Consider the following 18,592-nt stretch of genomic DNA (forward strand, 5'->3'; position numbering starts at 1 on the left):
ACACGCTTGCTGGGTCACGCCGTCCACGCCAGCGTGGACGGCGTGAAGGCCGCATACGACGAGATCGCCGACTGGTACGAGCGGGAGTTCCAGCCGCTGCCCGGGCTGTACCGGCAGCTGGGCGACCTGCTCGGCTCGGGAACCGGACTGTGCCTGGAGATCGGCTGCGGGACCGGGGCGCACGCGGAGACGGTCCGGTCCCTGGGCTGGACGCCGATCGGCCTGGACCTGTCCACCAAGATGCTCGGCTACGCCAACGGCCGGCTGCCGGTCGCGCGGGCCAACGCCGAGCACCTGCCGTTCGCCGACGACTCGCTGCCGGCGGTCGTCTCGGTCATGGTGCACACCGACATGCCGGGCTATCCGGCGGTGCTGCGCGAAGTGCGCCGGGTGCTGCGACCGGGCGGGGTTTTTGTGCACGTGGGCGTGCATCCGTGTTTCTGCGGGCACTTCGCCGACCGGGCGGATCCGGCCAGTATCGTGATCACCCCGGGCTACCACGACGGCAGCTGGACCAAGAAGTCCTGGACGGACCAAGGAGTCCGCAACCGGGTCGGCGCGGCGCACTGGCCGGCGCACCAGCTGTTGAACGCCTTCCCCGAGGCCGGGTTGACGCTGGAGCGGTTCGGCGAGGGCGACGAGCCGACGCCGATCACCTTCTCCGTGCGAGCCCGAAAACAGTGCACGGGCGGACATCGGGAACCGGTCGCGGCGGCGTGATCACGTAGCTTGGCGGGATGGATCTCAGTGGTCGCATCGCCGTGGTCACCGGCGCGAGCCGTGGAGTCGGCAAGGGCATTGCCATCGAGCTGGGAGCAGCCGGCGCGACGGTGTACGTAACGGGCCGCAGTGTGGAGCCGGGTCGGCTGCCGGGCACGATCGGCGAGACGGCGGCCGCGGTCACGGAAGCCGGCGGCACCGGCATCGCGGTCGCGTGCGACCACCTCGACGACGAGCAGACGGCGGCCCTGTTCCGGCCGCTGGACCGCGTGGACATTCTGGTGAACAACGTCTTCTGCTCCCCTGACCTGTCCGGCTGGCTGACCCGGCCGTTCTGGGAGTTGCCCATCGACTCCTGGGACCGGGTGCTCGGCCTCGGCACGCGGGCGCACTACGTGGCCTCGACGCACGCGGTGCCGCTGATGCCCTCTGGTGGGCTGATCGTCAACGTGTCGTCGCGCGGCCAGCAGGTGCCCAACGTGGCCTACGCCGTCGGCAAGGCGGCCACTGATCGACTGGCCGCGGAGATGGCCGGCCAGCTCAAGGTCCGTGGTGTGTCGGTGTTCTCGCTGTGGCCGGGCCTGGTGCGGACCGAGTTCCTGCTGGCCGCCGCCCGCACCACCGAGGACGGCCGTCAGGTGCTGGACTTCCCGGACGGGCGGGTGCTGGACGTGAGCCAGGCCGAGACGCCGCGGTTCATCGGGCGCGGGGTTGTCGGGCTGGCCACGGATCCGGCCCGGCTCGGCCGGTCTGGCGGCGTCGAGACCACCGCCGAACTGGCCGAGCGCTACGGCTTCACCGACACCGACGGCTCGCTGCCGCCGGTGTCGACCGAGATCGGTTAGCGCCGCCGGGCCAGCAGGCTCGGGATCGTGAGCAGCGACAGGCCGGCCAGCATCAGCGCCAGCGCGACGACGATCAGCCAGCCGCCGGAGAAGCCGGTGTAGGCCAGCGCGCCACCGGCCGGCATGGCGGTCACGACCGTCTCGGTGGTGGTGGGCGACGCCTTGGTGGTGGTCGGCGGTGCCGTCGTGGTGCTGGTCGTGGTCGGTGCCGTTGTCGTGGTGCTGGTAGTCGTGGTGGTCTTGTGCGACGTGGTGGTGGTCGGGCACGGCGTCGTCGTGGTGGTCGACTTGGTCGTCGTGGTTGTGGTGGTGGTCGGCTTGGTGGTCGTTGACTTGGTCGTGGTCGTCGGCTGAGTCGTGGTTGTTGGGGTGGTCGGGGCCGTCGTGGTCGTCGTGGTGGTGGTCGGCGCGGTCGTGGTGGTTGTGGTGGTCGTCGTCGGTGCCGTGGTGGTGGTCGACTTGGTTGTCGTGGTCGTCGACTCAGTGGTTGTTGTTGTCGGCACCGTGGTCGTCGGCTTGGTGGTGGTCGTCTCGGTGCCGCACGCGAACCAGTGGCTGATGGTGGCGGGCTTGCCGCTGTTGCCGGCGATGGGCGAGTGCAGGTCGGTCCACGGCAGCGAACCGAGAGCGCCGGGCAGGTAGACGTTGTAGCCGTCGCTGCCCTTGACCACAACACCGGTGACGGTGGTGCCGGCCGGCACGGCGGTGACGGTGATGTAGGTGTTGCCGGTGATGGTGGCGGTCACGGTGATGGTGCCGCCGGCCAGGCCGGCCTGAGCGCAGGTGGTGGCGTTGCCCGAGTGCACGACGGCCCGTGGGTCGCCGGACGGCGGCGTGTCCCCGGCGGCCGACGCTACGCCCGTGGCGCACACGGCCGCGCCACCGACGATCAGCGCGGCGGCGGCGACGAATCTGAGAACCGACTTGGCCATGGCGGCCTCCAGCGACGCAGGAGTGGAGTTCCACTCGGAGAATGCGCCGCCGAGACCACAATGGACAGTGTCGTTGCCGCTTCGTTAGCGCTAACGTCGCTGGGTAGTCAGCTCATTCCGCGCCGTAGACCGGCTCCGGCGACACGGCTTTGTCGAGCAGTGCTCGCACGGCGGGGCCGACTTCCGTTACGGGCCAACGTTCTTCACGTTCCACGGTGGGGCCGCGGCGCCAACCGTCGGCCAGGCAGATGCGGCCGCCGTCAACCTCGAAGACACGGCCGGTGATGTCGCCGGCGTCCTCGCTGCCGAGCCAGACCACCAGCGGTGACACGTTTTCCGGCGCCATGGCGTCGAAGCCCGTTGCGGGCGCGGCCATCTGCGCGGCGAAGGTCTCGGCGGTCATCCGAGTCCGCGCCGCAGGCGCGATGGCGTTGACGGTCACGCCGTAGCGCCCGAGTTCGGCGGCGGCGGTGAACGTCAAGCCGAGGATGCCGGACTTGGCGGCCGCGTAGTTGCCCTGGCCGACACTGCCCAGCAGTCCCGCACCTGACGTCGTGTTGATCACACGGGCCGTTACGGGCCGGCCGGCCTTGTGTTCGGCCCGCCAGTGCGCGGCGGCGTGCCGCAGCGGCGCGAAGTGCCCCTTCAGGTGCACGCGGACGACGTCGTCCCATTCGGACTCGCTGAGGTTGACCAGCATCCGGTCCCGGACGAAGCCGGCGTTGTTGACCAACACGTCCAGCCGCCCATAGGCATCCAGCGCGGTGTCGACCAGCCGGGCCGCGCCGTCCCAGTCGGCGACATCGTCGCGGTTGGCCACCGCCCCGATCTCGGCGGCGACCTCCGAGGCAGCCTCGTCCAGGTCGTTGACGACCACGGAGTAGCCGGCGGCGGCGAAGGCGAGCGCGTGGGCCCGGCCGATGCCTCGGCCCGCGCCGGTGATGATCACGACCCTGCTCATCGATCTCCTTGTGCGGTGAGGAATGCCGGCCACTCACCGCCGCCGTGCACGAGCAGCGTGGCGCCGGAGACGTAGGAGGCGAGCGGGGAGGCCAGGAACAGGGCGCAGTTGCCGACGTCCGCCGGCTCGGCCAACCGCCCCAGCGGCACGGTTTTCGCCACGGCGGCGAGGTCGGGGAAGTGCATGTCGGACAGCTCGGTGCGGACCGGCCCGACGGCCAGCGCGTTGACCCGGACCTTCGGGGCCCACTCCACAGCCAGGCTGCCGGTGAGGCTGTCCAGCCCGGCCTTGGCCGCGCCGTAGCCGGCGGTGCCGGGCGAGGGCCGCTGCCCGCTGACGCTGCTCACCATGACGATCACGCCGCCGTCCGGCTGGCCCTGCATCACCCGGTTGGCCGCCTGCGAGACCAGCAGCGGCGCGAGCAGGTTCAGCTCGACGACCTTGGCGTGGAAGCGCGGCGACGCCTCGGCGGCCGGAGCGTTCGGGGCCCCACCGGCGTTGTTAACCAGCACGTCCAGCCGGCCGTGGCGGTCGACGATGCCGTCGACCAGCGCCGCCACCTGCTCGGGTTCCCGCACGTCACAGGCCACGAAGCCGGGATCCGGCTGCTCCGGCGGCCGTCGGGCGCAGGTGAGCACGGTCGCGCCGGCGGCCCGGAACACCCGGGCGATGCCGGCCCCCACGCCCCGGGTGCCGCCGGTCACCAGAACCACCCTGTTCGTCAGTTCCATGGGCACTTCCAAGGTCCGCCGATGCCTGTTAACGTACCAAGCAACCGCTAGGTTGGGAAGGAGTGCCGATGGGCATCTCCAGCAGCCACACCGGATCCGGCGTCACCGTGATCACCATCGACTACCCGCCGGTGAACGCGGTCCCGGTACAGGGCTGGTTCGACCTGGCCGACGCGCTGACCACCGCCGGCCGCCGGCCGGAGACCCACGCGGTGGTGCTGCGGGCCGAGGGCCGGGGCTTCTGCGCGGGCGTGGACATCAAGGAAATCCAGCGCACGTCCGGATTCGACGCCCTGATCGGCGCGAACCGGGGCTGCGCGGCGGCGTTCGCGGCGGTCTACGACTGCCAGGTGCCGGTGGTGGTCGCGGTCAACGGCTTCTGTCTCGGCGGCGGCGTCGGGCTGGTCGGCAACGCGGACATCATCGTGGCGTCGACAGATGCCACCTTCGGGCTGCCCGAGGTGGACCGGGGCGCCCTCGGTGCGGCCACCCACCTGGCCCGGATGGTGCCGCCGCATCTCCTGCGCGCCCTGTACTACACGGCCCGGCGGATCTCCGCCGCGCAGCTGCACCACCACGGCTCGGTGTACGAGGTGGTGCCACCGCCCGACCTGGACGCGGCGGCGATGGCGCTGGCCGAGGAGATCGCCGCCAAGGACACCCGGGTGATCCGCTGCGCCAAGGAGGCGCTCAACGGCATCGACCCACAGCACGTGCACCGCAGCTACCGCTACGAGCAGGGCTTCACCTTCGAGCTGAACCTGTCCGGTGTGTCCGACGAGGCGCGGCGGGCCTTCCTGGAGGGATGACATGCGGGACAAGCGGATGACCGCCGCCGAGGTGGCCGCCGAACTCTCCGACGGCATGACCGTCGGCATCGGCGGCTGGGGCTCGCGGCGCAAACCGATGGCTCTGGTCCGGGCCATTCTCGACTCCCCTGCGCGCGACCTGACGATCGTGTCCTACGGCGGGCCGGACGTCGGACTGCTGTGTGCGGCCGGCAAAGTCCGCCGGCTGGTGTTCGGATTCGTGTCCCTGGACAGCATCGCCTACGACCCGTGGTTCCAGCGGGTGCGCCAGCAGGGCGGCATCGAGGTCGGCGAGTACGACGAGGGCATGCTCTACAGTGGACTGTTGGCGGCCTCACACCGCCTGCCGTTCCTGCCGATCCGCGCCGGCCTGGGCTCCGACGTGCTGCGGGTCAACCCGGACCTGAAGACCGTGCGGTCCCCTTACGACAACGAGGAACTGGTGGCCATGCCGGCGTTGACGCTGGACGTGGCGCTGATCCACCTCAACCGGGCGGACCGGCACGGCAACGGCCAGTACCTCGGCCCCGACCCGTACTTCGACGACCTGTTCTGCATGGCGGCCAAGCGTCGTTTCCTGTCGTGCGAACGGATCGTGGACACCGCCGAGCTGGACGGGCCGCCGCAGTCGTTGCTCACCAACCGGATGATGGTGGACGGCGTCGTGGAGACGCCCAACGGCGCGCACTTCACGTCCTGCGTGCCGGACTACGGCCGCGACGAGACCTTCCAGCGACATTACGCGAAATCCGCCGCCGACGAGGAACTATGGCCGTCCTTCGTGGACCAGTTCCTGTCCCGTGGCGAGACCGGGTACCAACTGGCCGTGCAGGGGATGTCATGAGCCGCATCGATGTCTGCGTCGCCGCCTGCGCCGACCTGTTCCTCGGCGCCGGCGAGATCCTGGCCAGCCCGATGGGTCTGGTCCCCCAGCTCGGCGCCAAGCTGGCCCGGCTGACCACCGAGCCGGACCTGCTGCTGTCCGACGGCGAGGCGTATCTGGTGGGGGAAAACGGAGTCGAGGGCTGGCTGCCGTACCGCAAGGTGTTCGACGTCGTGGCGCACGGCCGCCGGCACGTGGTGATGGGCGCGAACCAGCTGGACCGCTTCGGCAACCAGAACATCTCGTGCATCGGCGACCACGACCGGCCGACCCGGCAGCTGCTGGGCTTCCGGGGCGCGCCCGGCAACACCGCCAACCACCGCACCAGCTACTGGGTTCCCAAGCACAGCAAGCGGGTCTTCGTGCCCCGGGTCGACGTGGTCAGCGGCGTCGGCCACGACCGCGGCTTCCACCATGTGCACCGGGTCGTCACCAACCTGTGCGTGCTGGACTTCGCCACCCCGGACGGCTCGATGCGCCTGGTGTCCACCCATCCCGGCGTCACCGTGGACGAAGTCCTTGACAACACCGGGTTTCCGCTGGACATCGGCGAGGCCGCACAGACCCGGGAGCCGTCCCAGCAGGAGTTGGAGCTGATCGACAAATTGGATCCCAACCATGCTCGCGACTGAGCTGACCCGGCTGACCGGCGTCCGGCATCCGGTGGTGCAGACCGGGATGGGCTGGGTCGCCGGCCCGCGCCTGGTCTCGGCCACGGCCAACGCCGGCGGGCTGGGCATCATCGCCTCGGCCACGATGACCCTGGCCGAGCTGGACGCGGCGATCGTGGAGACCAAGCGCCGCACCGACAATCCGTTCGGTGTCAACCTCCGTTCGGACGCGTCCGACGCGGTCGACCGGGTCGAGCTGCTGATCCGGCACGGCGTCAGGGTGGCCTCGTTCGCCCTGGCCCCCAAGAAGGACCTGATCGCCAGGCTCAAGGATCACGGTGTGGTCGTGATGCCGTCCATCGGTGCGGTCCGGCACGCCGAGAAGGTCGCCGCCTGGGGTGCGGACGCCGTCGTCGTGCAGGGCGGCGAGGGCGGCGGGCACACCGGCGCGGTGGCGACGACGTTGCTGTTGCCGAGCGTGGTCGATGCCGTGGACATTCCCGTGGTGGCGGCCGGCGGCTTCTTCGACGGCCGGGGCCTGGCGGCGGCGTTGGCCTACGGCGCGGCCGGCATCGCCATGGGCACCCGGTTCCTGCTGACCAGCGACAGCTCGGTGCCGGACGAGGTGAAGCGGCTGTACCTGGAGCGCGGCCTGGACGGCACCGTCGTCACGACCAAGGTCGACGGCATGCCGCACCGGGTGCTGCGGACCGAGCTCGTGGACCGGCTGGAGCGGACCGGACGGCTCAGGTCGCTGCTCGGCGCGCTGGCCAACGCCCGGAAGTTCAAGGCGCTGACCGGGCTGAGCTGGCGGACCATGGTCGGCGACGGCCGGCGGCTCAAGCACGGCCGGGAGCTGAGCTGGTCTCAGGTCCTGATGGCGGCCAACACGCCGATGTTGCTGCGGTCCGGGCTGGTGCAGGGCCGGACCGACGCCGGCGTGCTGGCCGCCGGCCAGGTGGTGGGCGTGCTGCGGGACCTGCCAAGCTGCGAGGAACTGATCACCGGCATCGTGGCCCAGGCGACCACGGTGATCGACGGACTGGCCGGAGGACAACGGTGGCAGAACAGCGACGTGGCCGACGCATCGCCATGAGCGACGCGGAACTCGACGAGTTCCTGGCGGCCGAGCGCACGTGCCGGGTGGCGACGACCGGCCCGGACGGCCCGCACCTGACCGCGCTGTGGTTCCTGTGGCACGACCGGACGCTGTGGCTGACCTCGATCACCCGGGCCAAGCGTTGGGCCCAGCTCAAGCGGAACCCTCAGGTGTCGGTGCTGGTCGACGCCGGTCATGATTACGCCGAGTTGCGCGGCGCGGAGCTGCGAGGGGACGTCGAGTTCGTCGGGGAAGCGCCCCGCACCGGGGAAAACGTGCCCGAGCTGGCCGAACCGGAGCGGCTGTTCGCCCGCAAGTACTTCGGCGGCGACCAGATGTTCCATGACGGCCGGCACGCGTGGATGCGGCTGCGGCCGCACACAGTAGTCTCCTGGGACTTCCGCAAACTCGGGTAAAACGGCGGAAAAGGTACCGACGATCGTCGGGTGCCGCGGCCGCGCGCACGGGTCTAGCTTTCGGTTTACGCACGACTGTCCCTGCCAGTCGCCGAAAGGTACCCCATCATGCGTAAGTCTCTCGTCGCGGCAACTCTCGCCGGCGCCGCCCTCGCGGCCGGTCTGGCCGCGGCCCCGGCCATGGCGGCCAGCGCCAGCCCGAACATCATCGGTGGTGGCGCGGCCAGCAACATCCCCTACGGCGCCCAGATCTACTGGACCAACGCCGGCTCCGCCAACGGCTTCGAGTGCTCCGGCACGATCATCGCGCCGCAGTGGGTGCTCACCGCCCAGCACTGCCGCAACGACCCCGGCATGTACGTGCTGGTCGGCAGCCTGAACCTGGGCCAGGGGACCAAGGCCACCGTGGACCGCCAGGTGCCCTCGCCCAACGGCGACATCCTGCTGGTGCACCTGAGCACCGCCATCAACACCACGTTCAGCAAGCTGGGCTCGGCCGACCCGGCCACCGGCGCCACCAACCAGATCTACGGCTGGGGCCGCACCCAGGGCAGCAACCCGCCCTCCCCCGTGCTGAAGACCGCGAACGTGCGGGTCACCGGCCACGGCACCGACGCGTTCGGCGGCTCCGCCATCGCCAGCACCGGCATCAACGGCGCGGCCTGGCACGGCGACTCGGGCGGCCCCGAGGTGTCCAACGGCGTGCAGGTCGGCGTCTGCTCGACCGGCGTCAACAGCGGCTCGAACCCGCAGGGCACCCAGAACTACGCCAGCGTCGCGTCCAGCCGCACGTTCATCAAGAACACCGCGGGCGTCTGATGCGCGGCGTCATCGCCGCGGCTCTGGTCGGGGCGGCCATGATGGCCGCCCCGGTCGCCGAGGCCGCGGTCAGCACTCCGAACATCATCGGCGGCACGCAGGTCAGCTCGGCCCCGTGGGGCGCGCAGATCTTCTGGAACAGCGGCGGCAGCGAGTTCGACGGCTTCGAGTGCTCGGGCACGATCATCGCCGCCCAGTGGGTGATGACCGCGCACCACTGCCAGAGCAGCTCGGGCATGCACGTCAAGGTCGGCAACGTGAACTTCGACCAGGGCACGAACGTGGCCGTGGACCGGCAGTACACGTCGCCCAACGGTGACATCGCGCTGCTGCACCTGGCCACGGCCGTGCAGACGACGTACATGAAGCTGGGCTCGGCGGACCCGGCGACGGGCAGCACCAACCAGATCTACGGCTGGGGCCGGACCCTGAACCAGTCGCCGCCGGCGTCGGTGCTGCGCACCGCCAACGTGCGGGTGAGCGGGCGGAGCACGGACGCCTACGGCGGCCGGGCCATCGCCAGCACCGGCATCAACGGGGCCGCCTGGCACGGCGACTCCGGTGGGCCCGAGGTGTCCAACGGCGTGCAGGTCGGCGTCGCCTCCACCGCCGGCAACAGCGGCTCCGACCCGCAGGGCGTGCAGAACTACGCCAGCGTCGCGGCCAGCCGGAGCTGGATCAAGTCGACCGCTGGAGTGTGATCACGTGGCGGGCCCTCGATTTTCGGGGGCCCGCCTCGTTTTATTGGCTCAGCAGCACTCCCGCGAACAGCGCCATTCCCACGTAGTTGTTGTTCAGGAAGGCTTTGAAGCAGCCTGCACGCTCGCGATGGGCGATCAGCTTCTGCTGGTGGGCGAACAGCGCGCCGGCGACCAGGATCGCGACAGAGAACGGCCAGCCGAGGTTGGCCAGTAGCCCGACGGCGACCATCAGCGCCAGCACCACGACCTGCGAGATCCCGATGATCACCTTGTCGTGCCGGCCGAACAGGATGGCCAGCGACTTGATGCCGATCCGCACGTCGTCGTCGCGGTCGACCATGGCGTACTGCGTGTCGTACACCAGCACCCACACCACATTGGCCACGAACAGCAGCCAGCAGATCGGCGGCAGCGATTCCCGCACCGCGCCGAAGACCACGAGAATCGAACAGCTGAAGGCCAGGCCCAACACCAGCTGCGGCAGGTGGGTGTGGCGCTTGGCGAACGGGTAGACCCAGGCCAGCCCCACCGCCATCACCCAGAGCAGGATGGCCATCAGATTGCGGGTCAACACCAGCAAGAACGACAGCGACACCAGCACGGCGAACAGAATCCGGGCCTCCCGCTCGGTCACCGCGCCACTGGGCAGCGGACGACCGGCTGTGCGCTTGACGTGGCCGTCGAATCCGCGGTCGGCGTAGTCGTTCACCACGCATCCGGCCGAGCGCATGATCCAGACCTCGGCCACGAACACCGCCAGCGTCCACGGATCCGGGATCCCCGGCGTGGCGATCCACAGCGCCCACAGCGTCGGCCACAACAGCAGGAGCGCGCCGATCGGCTTGTCCGCCCGCATCAGACGGAGATAGGCCGGTGCCAGAGTCACCCGCGTGACGCTGCCGCCCGGCCCGTGACACCGGCAAGGCCCGGGCGTCGGCACGAAGGACCGTTGGAACTGCACCGTTGCTGTCCCGGCAGGCCTTGACGTGACTACTTCCCCGGCCACGTACCAAGATGGCAGGCATGGAGTACACGCACCTCGGCCGCACCGGCCTGTCCGTCTCCCGCCTGTGCCTGGGCACGATGAACTTCGGCTCCCAGACCGACGAGCCGACCAGCCACGCCATCATGGACGAGGCCCTGGCGCAGGGCATCAACTTCTTCGACTCGGCCAACGTCTACGGTGGCGCGGCCGGCAAGGGCGCGACCGAGACGATCATCGGCAACTGGTTCGCCAAGGGCGGCGACCGCCGTGAGCGCACGGTCCTGGCCACGAAGCTCTACGGCGCCACCGGCGACTGGCCCAACGAGGGCAAGCTGTCCGCCCTCAACATCCGCCGCGCCATCGACGCCTCGCTGCGCCGCCTGCAGACCGACTACGTCGACCTGTACCAGTTCCACCACATCGACCGGGACACGCCGTGGGAGGAGCTCTGGCAGGCCTGCGAGACCCTGGTCGCCCAGGGCAAAGTCCTCTACTTCGGCTCCTCCAACTTCGCCGGCTGGCACCTGGCCGTGGCCCAGGCCGAGGCGAGCAAGCGCAACTTCCTCGGCCTGGTCAGCGAGCAGTCGCACTACAACCTGCTGACCCGCGAGGTCGAGCTGGAGGTGCTGCCAGCGGCCCAGGCCCACGGCATCGGCGTCATCCCGTGGAGCCCGCTGGCTTCGGGCCTGCTCGGCGGCTCGGTCCGCGGGCAGCGTGACGGCAAGCGCCGTTTCAGCGACTTCCTCGCCAAGCAGTTGGAGAAGCACCGCGAGCGGCTCGGGGCGTACGAGGACCTCGCCGACAAGCTCGGCCACCAGCCGGGTGAGTTGGCCATGGCCTGGCTGCTGCACCAGCCGGCGGTGACCGCCCCGATCGTCGGCCCCCGCACTCCGGCCCACTTCGAGGGCGCGCTGAAGGCGTTGGAGATCAAGCTGTCCGCCGACGACCTGGCGGCGATCGACGAGATATTCCCGGGCTACAAGACCGCGCCCGAGCACTACGCCTGGTGACAACGGGGGCGGTGCCCTTCCCCGGAAGAGCACCGTCCCCGCCCCAGCCTAACTCCACACCCGTTGCTTATATAAGCTCGTGCTGATACTTTGCCGGCATGTTCGACGTGAAGCAGCAGATCAACGCCGTGAGCCGGCAGGTCGGCGGCCGGACGCTGGAGGCTGGCGAGGCCCGGACCGTCACCGTCAGCCAGACGTACAAGACCGACGTCGACGACCTGTGGGACGCCGTGACCAGCGCCGAGCGCATCGGCCGCTGGTTCCTGCCGGTCACCGGCGAGCTGAAGCTGGGCGGCCACTACCAGCTCCAGGGCAACGCCGGCGGCACCGTCACCGCCTGCCAGCCGCCCACCGCCTACGACGCGACGTGGGAGATGGGCGACCAGGTCAGCTGGATCGAGGTGCGCCTGTCCCCCGTCGACGGCGGCGCCCGGTTCGAGCTGCACCACATCGCCATCGTCGGCGACCACTGGGACACCTACGGTCCCGGCGCGGTCGGCATCGGCTGGGACGGCATGCTCCTGGGCCTGGCCAACCACCTCGCCACCGGCGAGGGCATGGACCAGGCCGCCGCGGCCAAGTGGATGGCCTCCGCCGAGGCCAAGGAGTTCTACACCGCCAGCGGCCGGCAGTGGACCGAGGCCGACATCGCCTTCGGCACCGATCCCGCCAAGGCAAAAGAAGTCGGCGACCGGACCATCGCCTTCTACACTGGCGGCGCGTGATCGAGAACTTCCTCCGGCGCCGCTACGGGGATCGCGCCACCACGCCCTCCCCGCTCGGCGCCGGCGAGTGGTCCAGCGCCTACGCCCTCAAGCTCGACGGCCGCGAGGTCGTCGCCCGCTTCGGGCAGCACGGTGAGGACTACGCCAAGGACCGCCGCATGGCCCGGCATCGGTCCGCCGCGCTGCCCGTCCCCGAGTTCGTCGACTCCGGCGAGACCGAGGACGGCTACTTCGCCATCACCCGCCGGGCGTACGGCGACTTCCTCGACGAGCTCGACGGCGACGCCATGAACGCCGTCTTGCCGGCCACCCTGGCCATGCTCGACGAGGTCCGGCGGATCGACGTCTCCGACACCACCGGCTACGGGCCGTGGCGGCCCGACGGCTCCGCCCCGTTCGCCACCTGGGCCGACGCGCTGCTCGACATCGTCAACGACGAACCCGGCGGCCGGATCCACGGCTGGCGGGCCGCGTTGGAGTCCTCTCCCACCGGGGCCGGGCCGTTCGACGAGGCCGCCGCCGCGCTGCCAGAGCTGGTCGCCGACTGCCCCGACCGGCGGGAGATCATCCACGGCGACCTGCTCTACCGGAACGTGCTCGTGTCCGGCGACCGGGTCACGGCGGTCCTGGACTGGGGAAACTCGCTGCATGGCGACGCCGACTACGACCTGGCCTGGCTGCTCTACTGGTGGCCCTGGTACCCGGCCTGGCGGGACATCGACATCGCCGGGATGATCGGCCGGGGGCCGCTGCTGGCCTACCAGGTGCACATCGGGCTGGACGCCCAGGCCTACTGCGCCCACACCGGCCGGTGGGACCTGCTCGCCCGCAACGCGGCCCAGACGCTGGCCCTGATCGGCTGACGAATTCCCGCGGCGAAAAACAATTCCGCCGAAGGCGAACGCCGAATGTGGCGAATGGCGTGCGACACGCCGTGATGACCAGAACACCGGCGCATCGCCGCAGGTCAGGATGGTCGCCGATGATCGCCGTACTGCTGTGGGCGAACACGGCCGTGCCGCCGAACTCCGGCCCGATCCGCTCGGCTAGAGTAGCGAGCAGGAATCAGGAGTCCTGGCTTTCAAGAAGAGGCGGACAGAAGTGGAACACCACGCCAACGCGAACCTCGTGGCGCGCGCGTCCGGGATGAACCTCACCGACTCGGTGTACGAGCGCCTGCTCCGCGACCGGATCATCGTGCTCGGCTCCGAGGTCGACGACGACGTGGCGAACCGGATCGTCGCTCAGCTGCTGCTGCTGACCGCGGAGAACCCCGAAGAGGACATCAAGCTCTACATCAACTCCCCCGGCGGCTCGGTCACCGCGGGCTTCGCGATCTACGACACCATGCAGTTCGTGCAGCCCGACGTGCAGACCTACGCCATGGGCCTGGCCGCGTCGATGGGGCAGTTCCTGCTCTCCTCCGGCGCCCCCGGCAAGCGCTACGCGCTGCCCTACGCCCGGATCATGATGCACCAGCCGTCCGGCGGCGTCGGCGGCACCGCCTCCGACATCAAGATCCGCGCCGAGGTGTACGGGCTCTGGAAGAAGGAGCTCGCCGAGATCACCGCCCGGCAGACCGGCCAGCCGGTCGAGAACATCATCCGCGACGGTGACCGCGACCGCTGGTTCACCGCCAAGGACGCGCTGGCCTACGGCTTCATCGACCACGTCATCGAGCGCTCCGACAGCATTTAGGTCCCGGGGATCCCCATGTCTGCGGAAAGCGCAGACATGGGGACCTGATCGTGTTGTGTGGGGCTCGCGCCCCACACCCCAGGCAGGGCGGCCTTCGCCCCCTGCACCCCCCAATCCGTGCGTCCGGTCAGCCTCGGCGCAGGAAGGTTGGGTCGATGTCAGCGGGCGGCTCCCCAGCGCCCATGGTTGACGGGTCGTAACCGTTGGGGTAGCCGGGATAGGTCCGGTTGTGTGGATCCCGGGCCAGCTTGGACCGGCGTCGTGGCGGCAGTTCACGCACGATCGCCGAGCGGAAGCGGATCCCGGCCTCGGACACTGACGTCAGCCAGGCCGGCGCGGGCGGGAAGCCGAAGGCGTCGAGCAGCGGACGGTCCATCAGGGACCGCAGCGCGGGTCGGATCAGGGCACGAGTGGCTTTGGGGTACCAGGAGCAGAACAGCTCCAGGGTGTAGCCGCCGATGGCCGCGTTGTCCTTGGTGTACACGAAGTTCCGCCGCTCGAAGTCCACATTGAACTGTTCGAATTCCCGGTAGTCGCAAGGAATGTCGCGGATCGCCATGCGGGCCCCGACGGCGCGGTAGAAGTGGAACGCGGCGAGGCGTTCGTGGTCGGACAGCCGCCGCCAGCCGAAGCGGTCGAGCCAGCGGACCGGCTCGTACACGAAGGTGGACAGCACGTACAGCATGTCCTCGTTGGTGATCCGGTAGCGGCCGTGCGCGCGGTTGACGGAGCGCAGGGCGGACTTGCCACGAGGCGAGTCGTAGCCGTGCTCCATCATCTCCGCGATCAGCAACGCGGTGTCGTCGTACCGCCGCTGCGGCCGCTTCTCGAACTCCTGGGTGGCGGCCAGCAGCCGGGAGATCGACGGCACGCAGTACGTCCGGAACAGGGCGAACTCCAGCGACCGCTGGTAGTCCCACGGGAACTCGAAGCCCGCGGACAGCCGGTAGATCTCCTGGTGGTCACGCTCGGGGTCCAGCGCCAGGATGCGCCGGAGGTTGTCCCAGCGGCCCATCGCCTCAGCCCAGCCACTCACGCAGCGTGCGCACGTCCCCGATCGGATCAGGACCGACGGGGGTCACGTTGAGCATGGTCACGCCGGCCGCGCGGAACGCCTCGACCCGTTCCTTGACGTACCCTGCCGGCCCGACCAGCGAGCTGAGCTCCAGGAACTCGGCCGGCACCGCGGCGGCGGCCTCGTCCTTGCGGCCGTCCAGGTAGAGGTCCTGGATCGTGCGCGCCTCGGCCTCGTAGCCGTAGCGCCGCATCAGGTCGTTGTAGAAGTTGCGGTCCCGCGCGCCCATGCCGCCGACGTACAGCGCGATCATCGGCCGGGCCCACTCGCGCATCTCGGCCACGTCGTCGCCGATGGCCAGCATGCCGCCCGCGACCACGTCCAGCGGCGGCAGGCCGACCCGCTTGGCGCGACCGGCTTCCAGCGCCCTGCCCCACACCGCGGAAGCCTTCTCCGGCAGGAACAGCGTGGGCAGCCAGCCGTCGGCGATCTCGGCGGTGAGTTCGACGTTCTTGTCACCCAGCGAGGCCAGGTAGACGGGGATCGACTCGCGCAGCGGCTTGGTCAGCATCTTCAACGGCTTGCCCAGACCGGTGCCGCCCGGCAGCGGCAGTGGGTAGATGCCGTCGTTGGTGATCACCTCGCGGCGCCAGATCCGCCGGCACAGGTCGATGATCTCCCGGGTGCGCCCGAGCGGCCGGTCGTAGCGCACGCCGTGCCAGCCCTCGATCACCTGCGGCCCGGACGCGCCGAGGCCGAGCAGCGCCCGACCGCCGGAGACGGCGTCCAGGCCGGCGGCGGTCTGCGCGATCAGCGCCGGGGTGCGGGAGTAGATCGGCAGGATGGCGGAGCCGATGAGCAGGCGCTCGGTCTTCGCGGCCAGGTAGCCCATCAGGGTCGGCGCGTCGAAGCCGTAGGCCTCGGCCACCCACACCGCGTCCAGGCCGGCCCGTTCCAGGGCGACCACCTGCTCGATCAACTGCACCGGGTCGCCGGCGTACTGCAGGGGCACGCTGAGCCGCATGTCCGACCTCCTCGTCGCACCGGCCGTCGGCCGTAGGACATATAATATATCTTATGGCCAGGCCACTGACCGCTCGTCCGCAGCTGTCCGACGAGGTCGCCGCGCACCTCCGCGAGGCGATCATGTCCGGCGTGCTGCGCCCCGGGCAGTTCGTCCGCCTCGACGCCGTCGCCGCCGAACTGGGCGTCAGCGTCACCCCCGTCCGCGAGGCCCTGCTCGCGCTGCGCGGCGAGGACATGGTCGAGCTCGAGCCCCGTCGCGGTTTCGTCGTCAGCCCACTCTCGCGGCGCGACGTCGAGGACATGTTCCGCCTCCAGGCCGACCTCGCCGTCCAGCTCGCCGTCCGGGCCACCGAGCTCATCACCCCCGAGCAGCTCCAGCACGTCTCCCAGGTCGCTCTTGATCTTGCGTCGGCCGTGGGCCACCAGGAGCTCAGCGCCCTGGAGTACGAGTTCCACCGCCTGATCAACAAGGCCGCCGCCGCCCGCAAGCTGGCGCGCTTCCTCGACATGGCCAGCCGCTATGTCCCGGCCCGGGTCTACACCGCCGATCCCCAGTGGCGGCTCCAGGTCGTCGCCGACCATGCCGATCTGCTGGCCGCCCTCCGCTCCCGTGACCCCGAGGCGGCCCGCTCCGCCGCCCTTCGCCACGTCCAGGACGGCGAACAACGCCTCTTGCGTCATCTCGACGCCGTAGGAATGTGGTCTTCGAACTGAATTCACCCACCAGTGATTCGAGTTCGATCTTTAGCAAGCGTATTCTGAACGTATGCCAGAACTCACCCAGGACCTGGAGTCCCAGGAACCCTCCGGGGCCCTAATGGACCTAGCCATGGGTGCAGACCTCACCACCCTCACCCTGAGCGAAAAACTCACCCTGCTCATCCTCGCCCGCAAATTCACATCCTGGGCCGAACACCTCCAGCTCGCCATTCTCCACAACCTCGACGACACCACCGAAATCGCCATGGCCATCCACGAACCAGAACAGTCCGTGGTCCGCCAGAAGGAGTACAGCCAGGTCCTGGACCGACTCCCCCAATGCGCCGAACTCCTGCGGCGCGGCGAGATCGACCCCCGCCGACTCAAGGCGATGGACGACCGGGTGGCCCACCTGGCAGACCCCGAGTTGATCGCCCAAGTCGACCAGGCCCTGGCAGACGTGGCACCCGGCCTGACCCGCACCCAACTGGCCCGCCGCGCGACCAAAGCCGTCGCCGAAGCCGACCCCCTCGGCTACGACCAACGCCGCCAACTCGCCCGGGAAGACCGCCGAGTCGAGTTCACCCCGCTGCCCGACGACATGGCCCAACTGAGCATCATCCTGCCGGCCGTCGACGCCCGCCAGGCCTACGACCTGCTCACCTGCGACGCCCGCTCCCTACCCAAGGACGACCGCACCACCGATCAGAAGCGCGCCGACGCCTTCCTGGACCGGTTCCTCGGCTACGGGGTCGACCGCAACGTCCAGGTCCACGTCACCATCTCCATCGAGACCCTGATGGGCCTGACCGAAGACCCCGGCCTCCTGGACGGCTACGGGCCCATCGCCGCCGACTCCGCCCGCGAACTCGCCATGCACGGCCCCTGGCGCGGCATCCTGCTCGACAAACGCCGCCAAGCCGACTCCATGAACACCCACAAATACCGGGCCGACGCTAAGACCCGCGAGTTCATCAAAGTCCGCGACGGCGGCACCTGCACCGCCCCCGGATGCACCACCCCCATCCAAGAACTCGACCACACCACCCCCTGGCCCATCGGCAAAACCACCGCCACCCAACTCAAGGGCCTCTGCTCCTGGCACCACCACCGCAAACACGACAACTACACCGTCACCCTGGACCCCGACGGCACGACACATTGGGTCACACCACAGGGACGGCACTACACCACCCAGCCACACCAGTACTGAGCACCGATTCTTTGACAACTACAAAGCGGAAGAAGCCCGAAGGAAAAGGCCTGGCGAAAAGCCGAGGAAGTGCCGGGGATTATAAAGGAACCACGGGAACCACGGGAACCACGGGAACCACGGGAACCACGGGAACCACGGGAACTGACCGGCTCCCGGCTCCCGGCTCCCGGCTCCCGGCTCCCGGCTCCCGGCTCCCGGCTCCCGGCTCCCGGCTCCCGGCTCCCGGCTCCCGGCTCCCGGCTCCCGGCTCCCGGCTCCCGGCTCCCGGCTCCCGGCTCCCGGCTCCCGGCTCCCGGCTCCCGGCTCCCGGCTCCCGGCTCCCGGCTCCCGGCTCCCGGCTCCCGGCTCCCGGCTCCCGGCTCCCGGCTCCCGGCTCCCGGAAAAGCTACCCGACCCCCACCGAACCCTCGACACCCTCAACCACCCCTCCCCCACCACCCCATCACCCCCACCTCCGAACGACCCCCACCATCCCTCCCGTCCAAAGCCCTCCCTAAACCCAGCCACCCACCCAACCCACGCCGACCAGCCCAACCCAATCCCCACCTGACCCCGCCCAACCCCCGCCAATCCCACACACCCCGCAACCAACCAACCAACCAACCACCCCGCCCCACACCACCCACCGTCGCTTGTGGACCCAACCTCCCCCGTCCCACATCCTGAGATCCCATCTATCCCCGCTGATCAC

General features: G+C 69.9%; 21 protein-coding genes. 15 read left to right on the forward strand and 6 right to left on the reverse strand.

Annotated features, from left to right (window positions below; all coding sequences use genetic code 11):
* The first annotated feature begins 6 nt into the window (after positions 1–6).
* Together JJ691_RS20705 and JJ691_RS20710 are read left to right on the forward strand one after the other, a co-directional pair.
* Positions 7–720 carry a class I SAM-dependent methyltransferase gene (locus JJ691_RS20705; protein WP_249228075.1) on the forward strand — a complete coding sequence of 238 codons (714 nt, stop codon included), beginning with the start codon at positions 7–9 and terminating at the stop codon, positions 718–720.
* Positions 721–737: 17 nt separating this feature from the next.
* Positions 738–1,565, forward strand: a complete 828-nt coding sequence (locus JJ691_RS20710; RefSeq protein ID WP_211770374.1) for an SDR family NAD(P)-dependent oxidoreductase — start codon at positions 738–740, stop codon at positions 1,563–1,565.
* Here JJ691_RS20710 and JJ691_RS20715 read toward each other — a convergent pair.
* From JJ691_RS20715 to JJ691_RS20725, 3 genes are all read right to left on the reverse strand, one after another.
* On the reverse strand, positions 1,562–2,497 hold the full coding sequence (locus tag JJ691_RS20715; protein ID WP_211770375.1) for a hypothetical protein: 936 nt from the start codon (positions 2,495–2,497) through the stop codon (positions 1,562–1,564). The genes JJ691_RS20710 and JJ691_RS20715 overlap by 4 nt on opposite strands.
* A gap of 112 nt (positions 2,498–2,609) precedes the next feature.
* Complete coding sequence (locus JJ691_RS20720) at positions 2,610–3,458, reverse strand: SDR family oxidoreductase (RefSeq protein WP_211770376.1); 849 nt, start codon at positions 3,456–3,458, stop codon at positions 2,610–2,612.
* Positions 3,455–4,189, reverse strand: a complete 735-nt coding sequence (locus JJ691_RS20725; RefSeq protein ID WP_211770377.1) for an SDR family oxidoreductase — start codon at positions 4,187–4,189, stop codon at positions 3,455–3,457. The genes JJ691_RS20720 and JJ691_RS20725 overlap by 4 nt, the downstream gene beginning before the upstream one ends.
* A 68-nt stretch (positions 4,190–4,257) precedes the next feature.
* On the opposite strand from JJ691_RS20725, the gene JJ691_RS20730 reads away from it, so the two are divergent.
* The 7 genes from JJ691_RS20730 to JJ691_RS20760 all read left to right on the forward strand — a co-directional run bounded on the left by JJ691_RS20730 (position 4,258) and on the right by JJ691_RS20760 (position 9,527).
* A complete protein-coding gene (locus tag JJ691_RS20730) occupies positions 4,258–4,998 on the forward strand; it encodes an enoyl-CoA hydratase family protein (RefSeq protein ID WP_211770378.1) in 741 nt (246 codons plus the stop codon).
* A 1-nt stretch (position 4,999) separates the two neighbouring features.
* Positions 5,000–5,842: a CoA transferase subunit A gene (locus tag JJ691_RS20735; protein ID WP_211770379.1), complete on the forward strand. Its 843-nt coding sequence runs from the start codon at positions 5,000–5,002 to the stop codon at positions 5,840–5,842.
* Positions 5,839–6,513, forward strand: coding sequence for a CoA-transferase subunit beta (locus JJ691_RS20740; RefSeq protein ID WP_211770380.1), 675 nt, complete (start codon positions 5,839–5,841; stop codon positions 6,511–6,513). The genes JJ691_RS20735 and JJ691_RS20740 overlap by 4 nt, the downstream gene beginning before the upstream one ends.
* Positions 6,500–7,588 (forward strand): NAD(P)H-dependent flavin oxidoreductase, encoded by a 1,089-nt coding sequence (locus JJ691_RS20745; protein ID WP_211770381.1) that lies wholly within the window; start codon positions 6,500–6,502, stop codon positions 7,586–7,588. Before JJ691_RS20740 ends, JJ691_RS20745 begins: the two co-directional genes overlap by 14 nt.
* Entirely contained in the window at positions 7,585–8,007 is a 423-nt protein-coding gene (locus JJ691_RS20750) for a pyridoxamine 5'-phosphate oxidase family protein (RefSeq protein WP_249228076.1), read from the forward strand. The genes JJ691_RS20745 and JJ691_RS20750 overlap by 4 nt, the downstream gene beginning before the upstream one ends.
* A 108-nt stretch (positions 8,008–8,115) precedes the next feature.
* Entirely contained in the window at positions 8,116–8,826 is a 711-nt protein-coding gene (locus JJ691_RS20755) for a S1 family peptidase (RefSeq protein WP_211770383.1), read from the forward strand.
* A complete protein-coding gene (locus JJ691_RS20760; protein WP_211770384.1) occupies positions 8,826–9,527 on the forward strand; it encodes a S1 family peptidase in 702 nt (233 codons plus the stop codon). The genes JJ691_RS20755 and JJ691_RS20760 overlap by 1 nt, the downstream gene beginning before the upstream one ends.
* A gap of 40 nt (positions 9,528–9,567) precedes the next feature.
* Here JJ691_RS20760 and ubiA read toward each other — a convergent pair whose 3' ends face one another.
* Positions 9,568–10,413 carry a 4-hydroxybenzoate octaprenyltransferase gene (ubiA, locus tag JJ691_RS20765; RefSeq protein ID WP_249228077.1) on the reverse strand — a complete coding sequence of 282 codons (846 nt, stop codon included), beginning with the start codon at positions 10,411–10,413 and terminating at the stop codon, positions 9,568–9,570.
* 137 nt (positions 10,414–10,550) lie between these two features.
* Here ubiA and JJ691_RS20770 point away from each other — a divergent pair, with 137 nt between their 5' ends.
* The 4 genes from JJ691_RS20770 (at position 10,551) to JJ691_RS20785 (ending at position 13,945) form a co-directional block, all read left to right on the forward strand.
* Entirely contained in the window at positions 10,551–11,522 is a 972-nt protein-coding gene (locus JJ691_RS20770) for an aldo/keto reductase (RefSeq protein WP_211770385.1), read from the forward strand.
* A 98-nt stretch (positions 11,523–11,620) separates the two neighbouring features.
* Positions 11,621–12,247, forward strand: a complete 627-nt coding sequence (locus JJ691_RS20775; protein ID WP_211770386.1) for an SRPBCC family protein — start codon at positions 11,621–11,623, stop codon at positions 12,245–12,247.
* Positions 12,244–13,110, forward strand: coding sequence for a phosphotransferase family protein (locus tag JJ691_RS20780; RefSeq protein ID WP_211770387.1), 867 nt, complete (start codon positions 12,244–12,246; stop codon positions 13,108–13,110). The genes JJ691_RS20775 and JJ691_RS20780 overlap by 4 nt, the downstream gene beginning before the upstream one ends.
* Positions 13,111–13,348: 238 nt before the next feature.
* Entirely contained in the window at positions 13,349–13,945 is a 597-nt protein-coding gene (locus tag JJ691_RS20785; protein ID WP_256449407.1) for an ATP-dependent Clp protease proteolytic subunit, read from the forward strand.
* Between the two features lie 127 nt (positions 13,946–14,072).
* Here JJ691_RS20785 and JJ691_RS20790 read toward each other — a convergent pair whose 3' ends face one another.
* Both JJ691_RS20790 and JJ691_RS20795 read right to left on the reverse strand, forming a co-directional pair.
* A complete protein-coding gene (locus JJ691_RS20790) occupies positions 14,073–14,981 on the reverse strand; it encodes an oxygenase MpaB family protein (protein WP_249228078.1) in 909 nt (302 codons plus the stop codon).
* Positions 14,965–15,984: an LLM class F420-dependent oxidoreductase gene (locus tag JJ691_RS20795; RefSeq protein WP_211770388.1), complete on the reverse strand. Its 1,020-nt coding sequence runs from the start codon at positions 15,982–15,984 to the stop codon at positions 14,965–14,967. The genes JJ691_RS20790 and JJ691_RS20795 overlap by 17 nt, the downstream gene beginning before the upstream one ends.
* A 53-nt stretch (positions 15,985–16,037) precedes the next feature.
* On the opposite strand from JJ691_RS20795, the gene JJ691_RS20800 reads away from it, so the two are divergent.
* On the forward strand, positions 16,038–16,700 hold the full coding sequence (locus tag JJ691_RS20800) for a GntR family transcriptional regulator (RefSeq protein ID WP_211770389.1): 663 nt from the start codon (positions 16,038–16,040) through the stop codon (positions 16,698–16,700).
* Positions 16,701–16,815: 115 nt separating this feature from the next.
* The gene (locus tag JJ691_RS20805; RefSeq protein WP_211770390.1) at positions 16,816–17,898 is read left to right on the forward strand and encodes an HNH endonuclease; all 1,083 of its coding nucleotides are present in this window, start codon (positions 16,816–16,818) and stop codon (positions 17,896–17,898) included.
* Positions 17,899–18,592: the final 694 nt, after the last annotated feature.

It is taken from the genome of Kutzneria sp. CA-103260, assembly GCF_018263855.1.
Lineage (GTDB): Bacteria > Actinomycetota > Actinomycetes > Mycobacteriales > Pseudonocardiaceae > Kutzneria.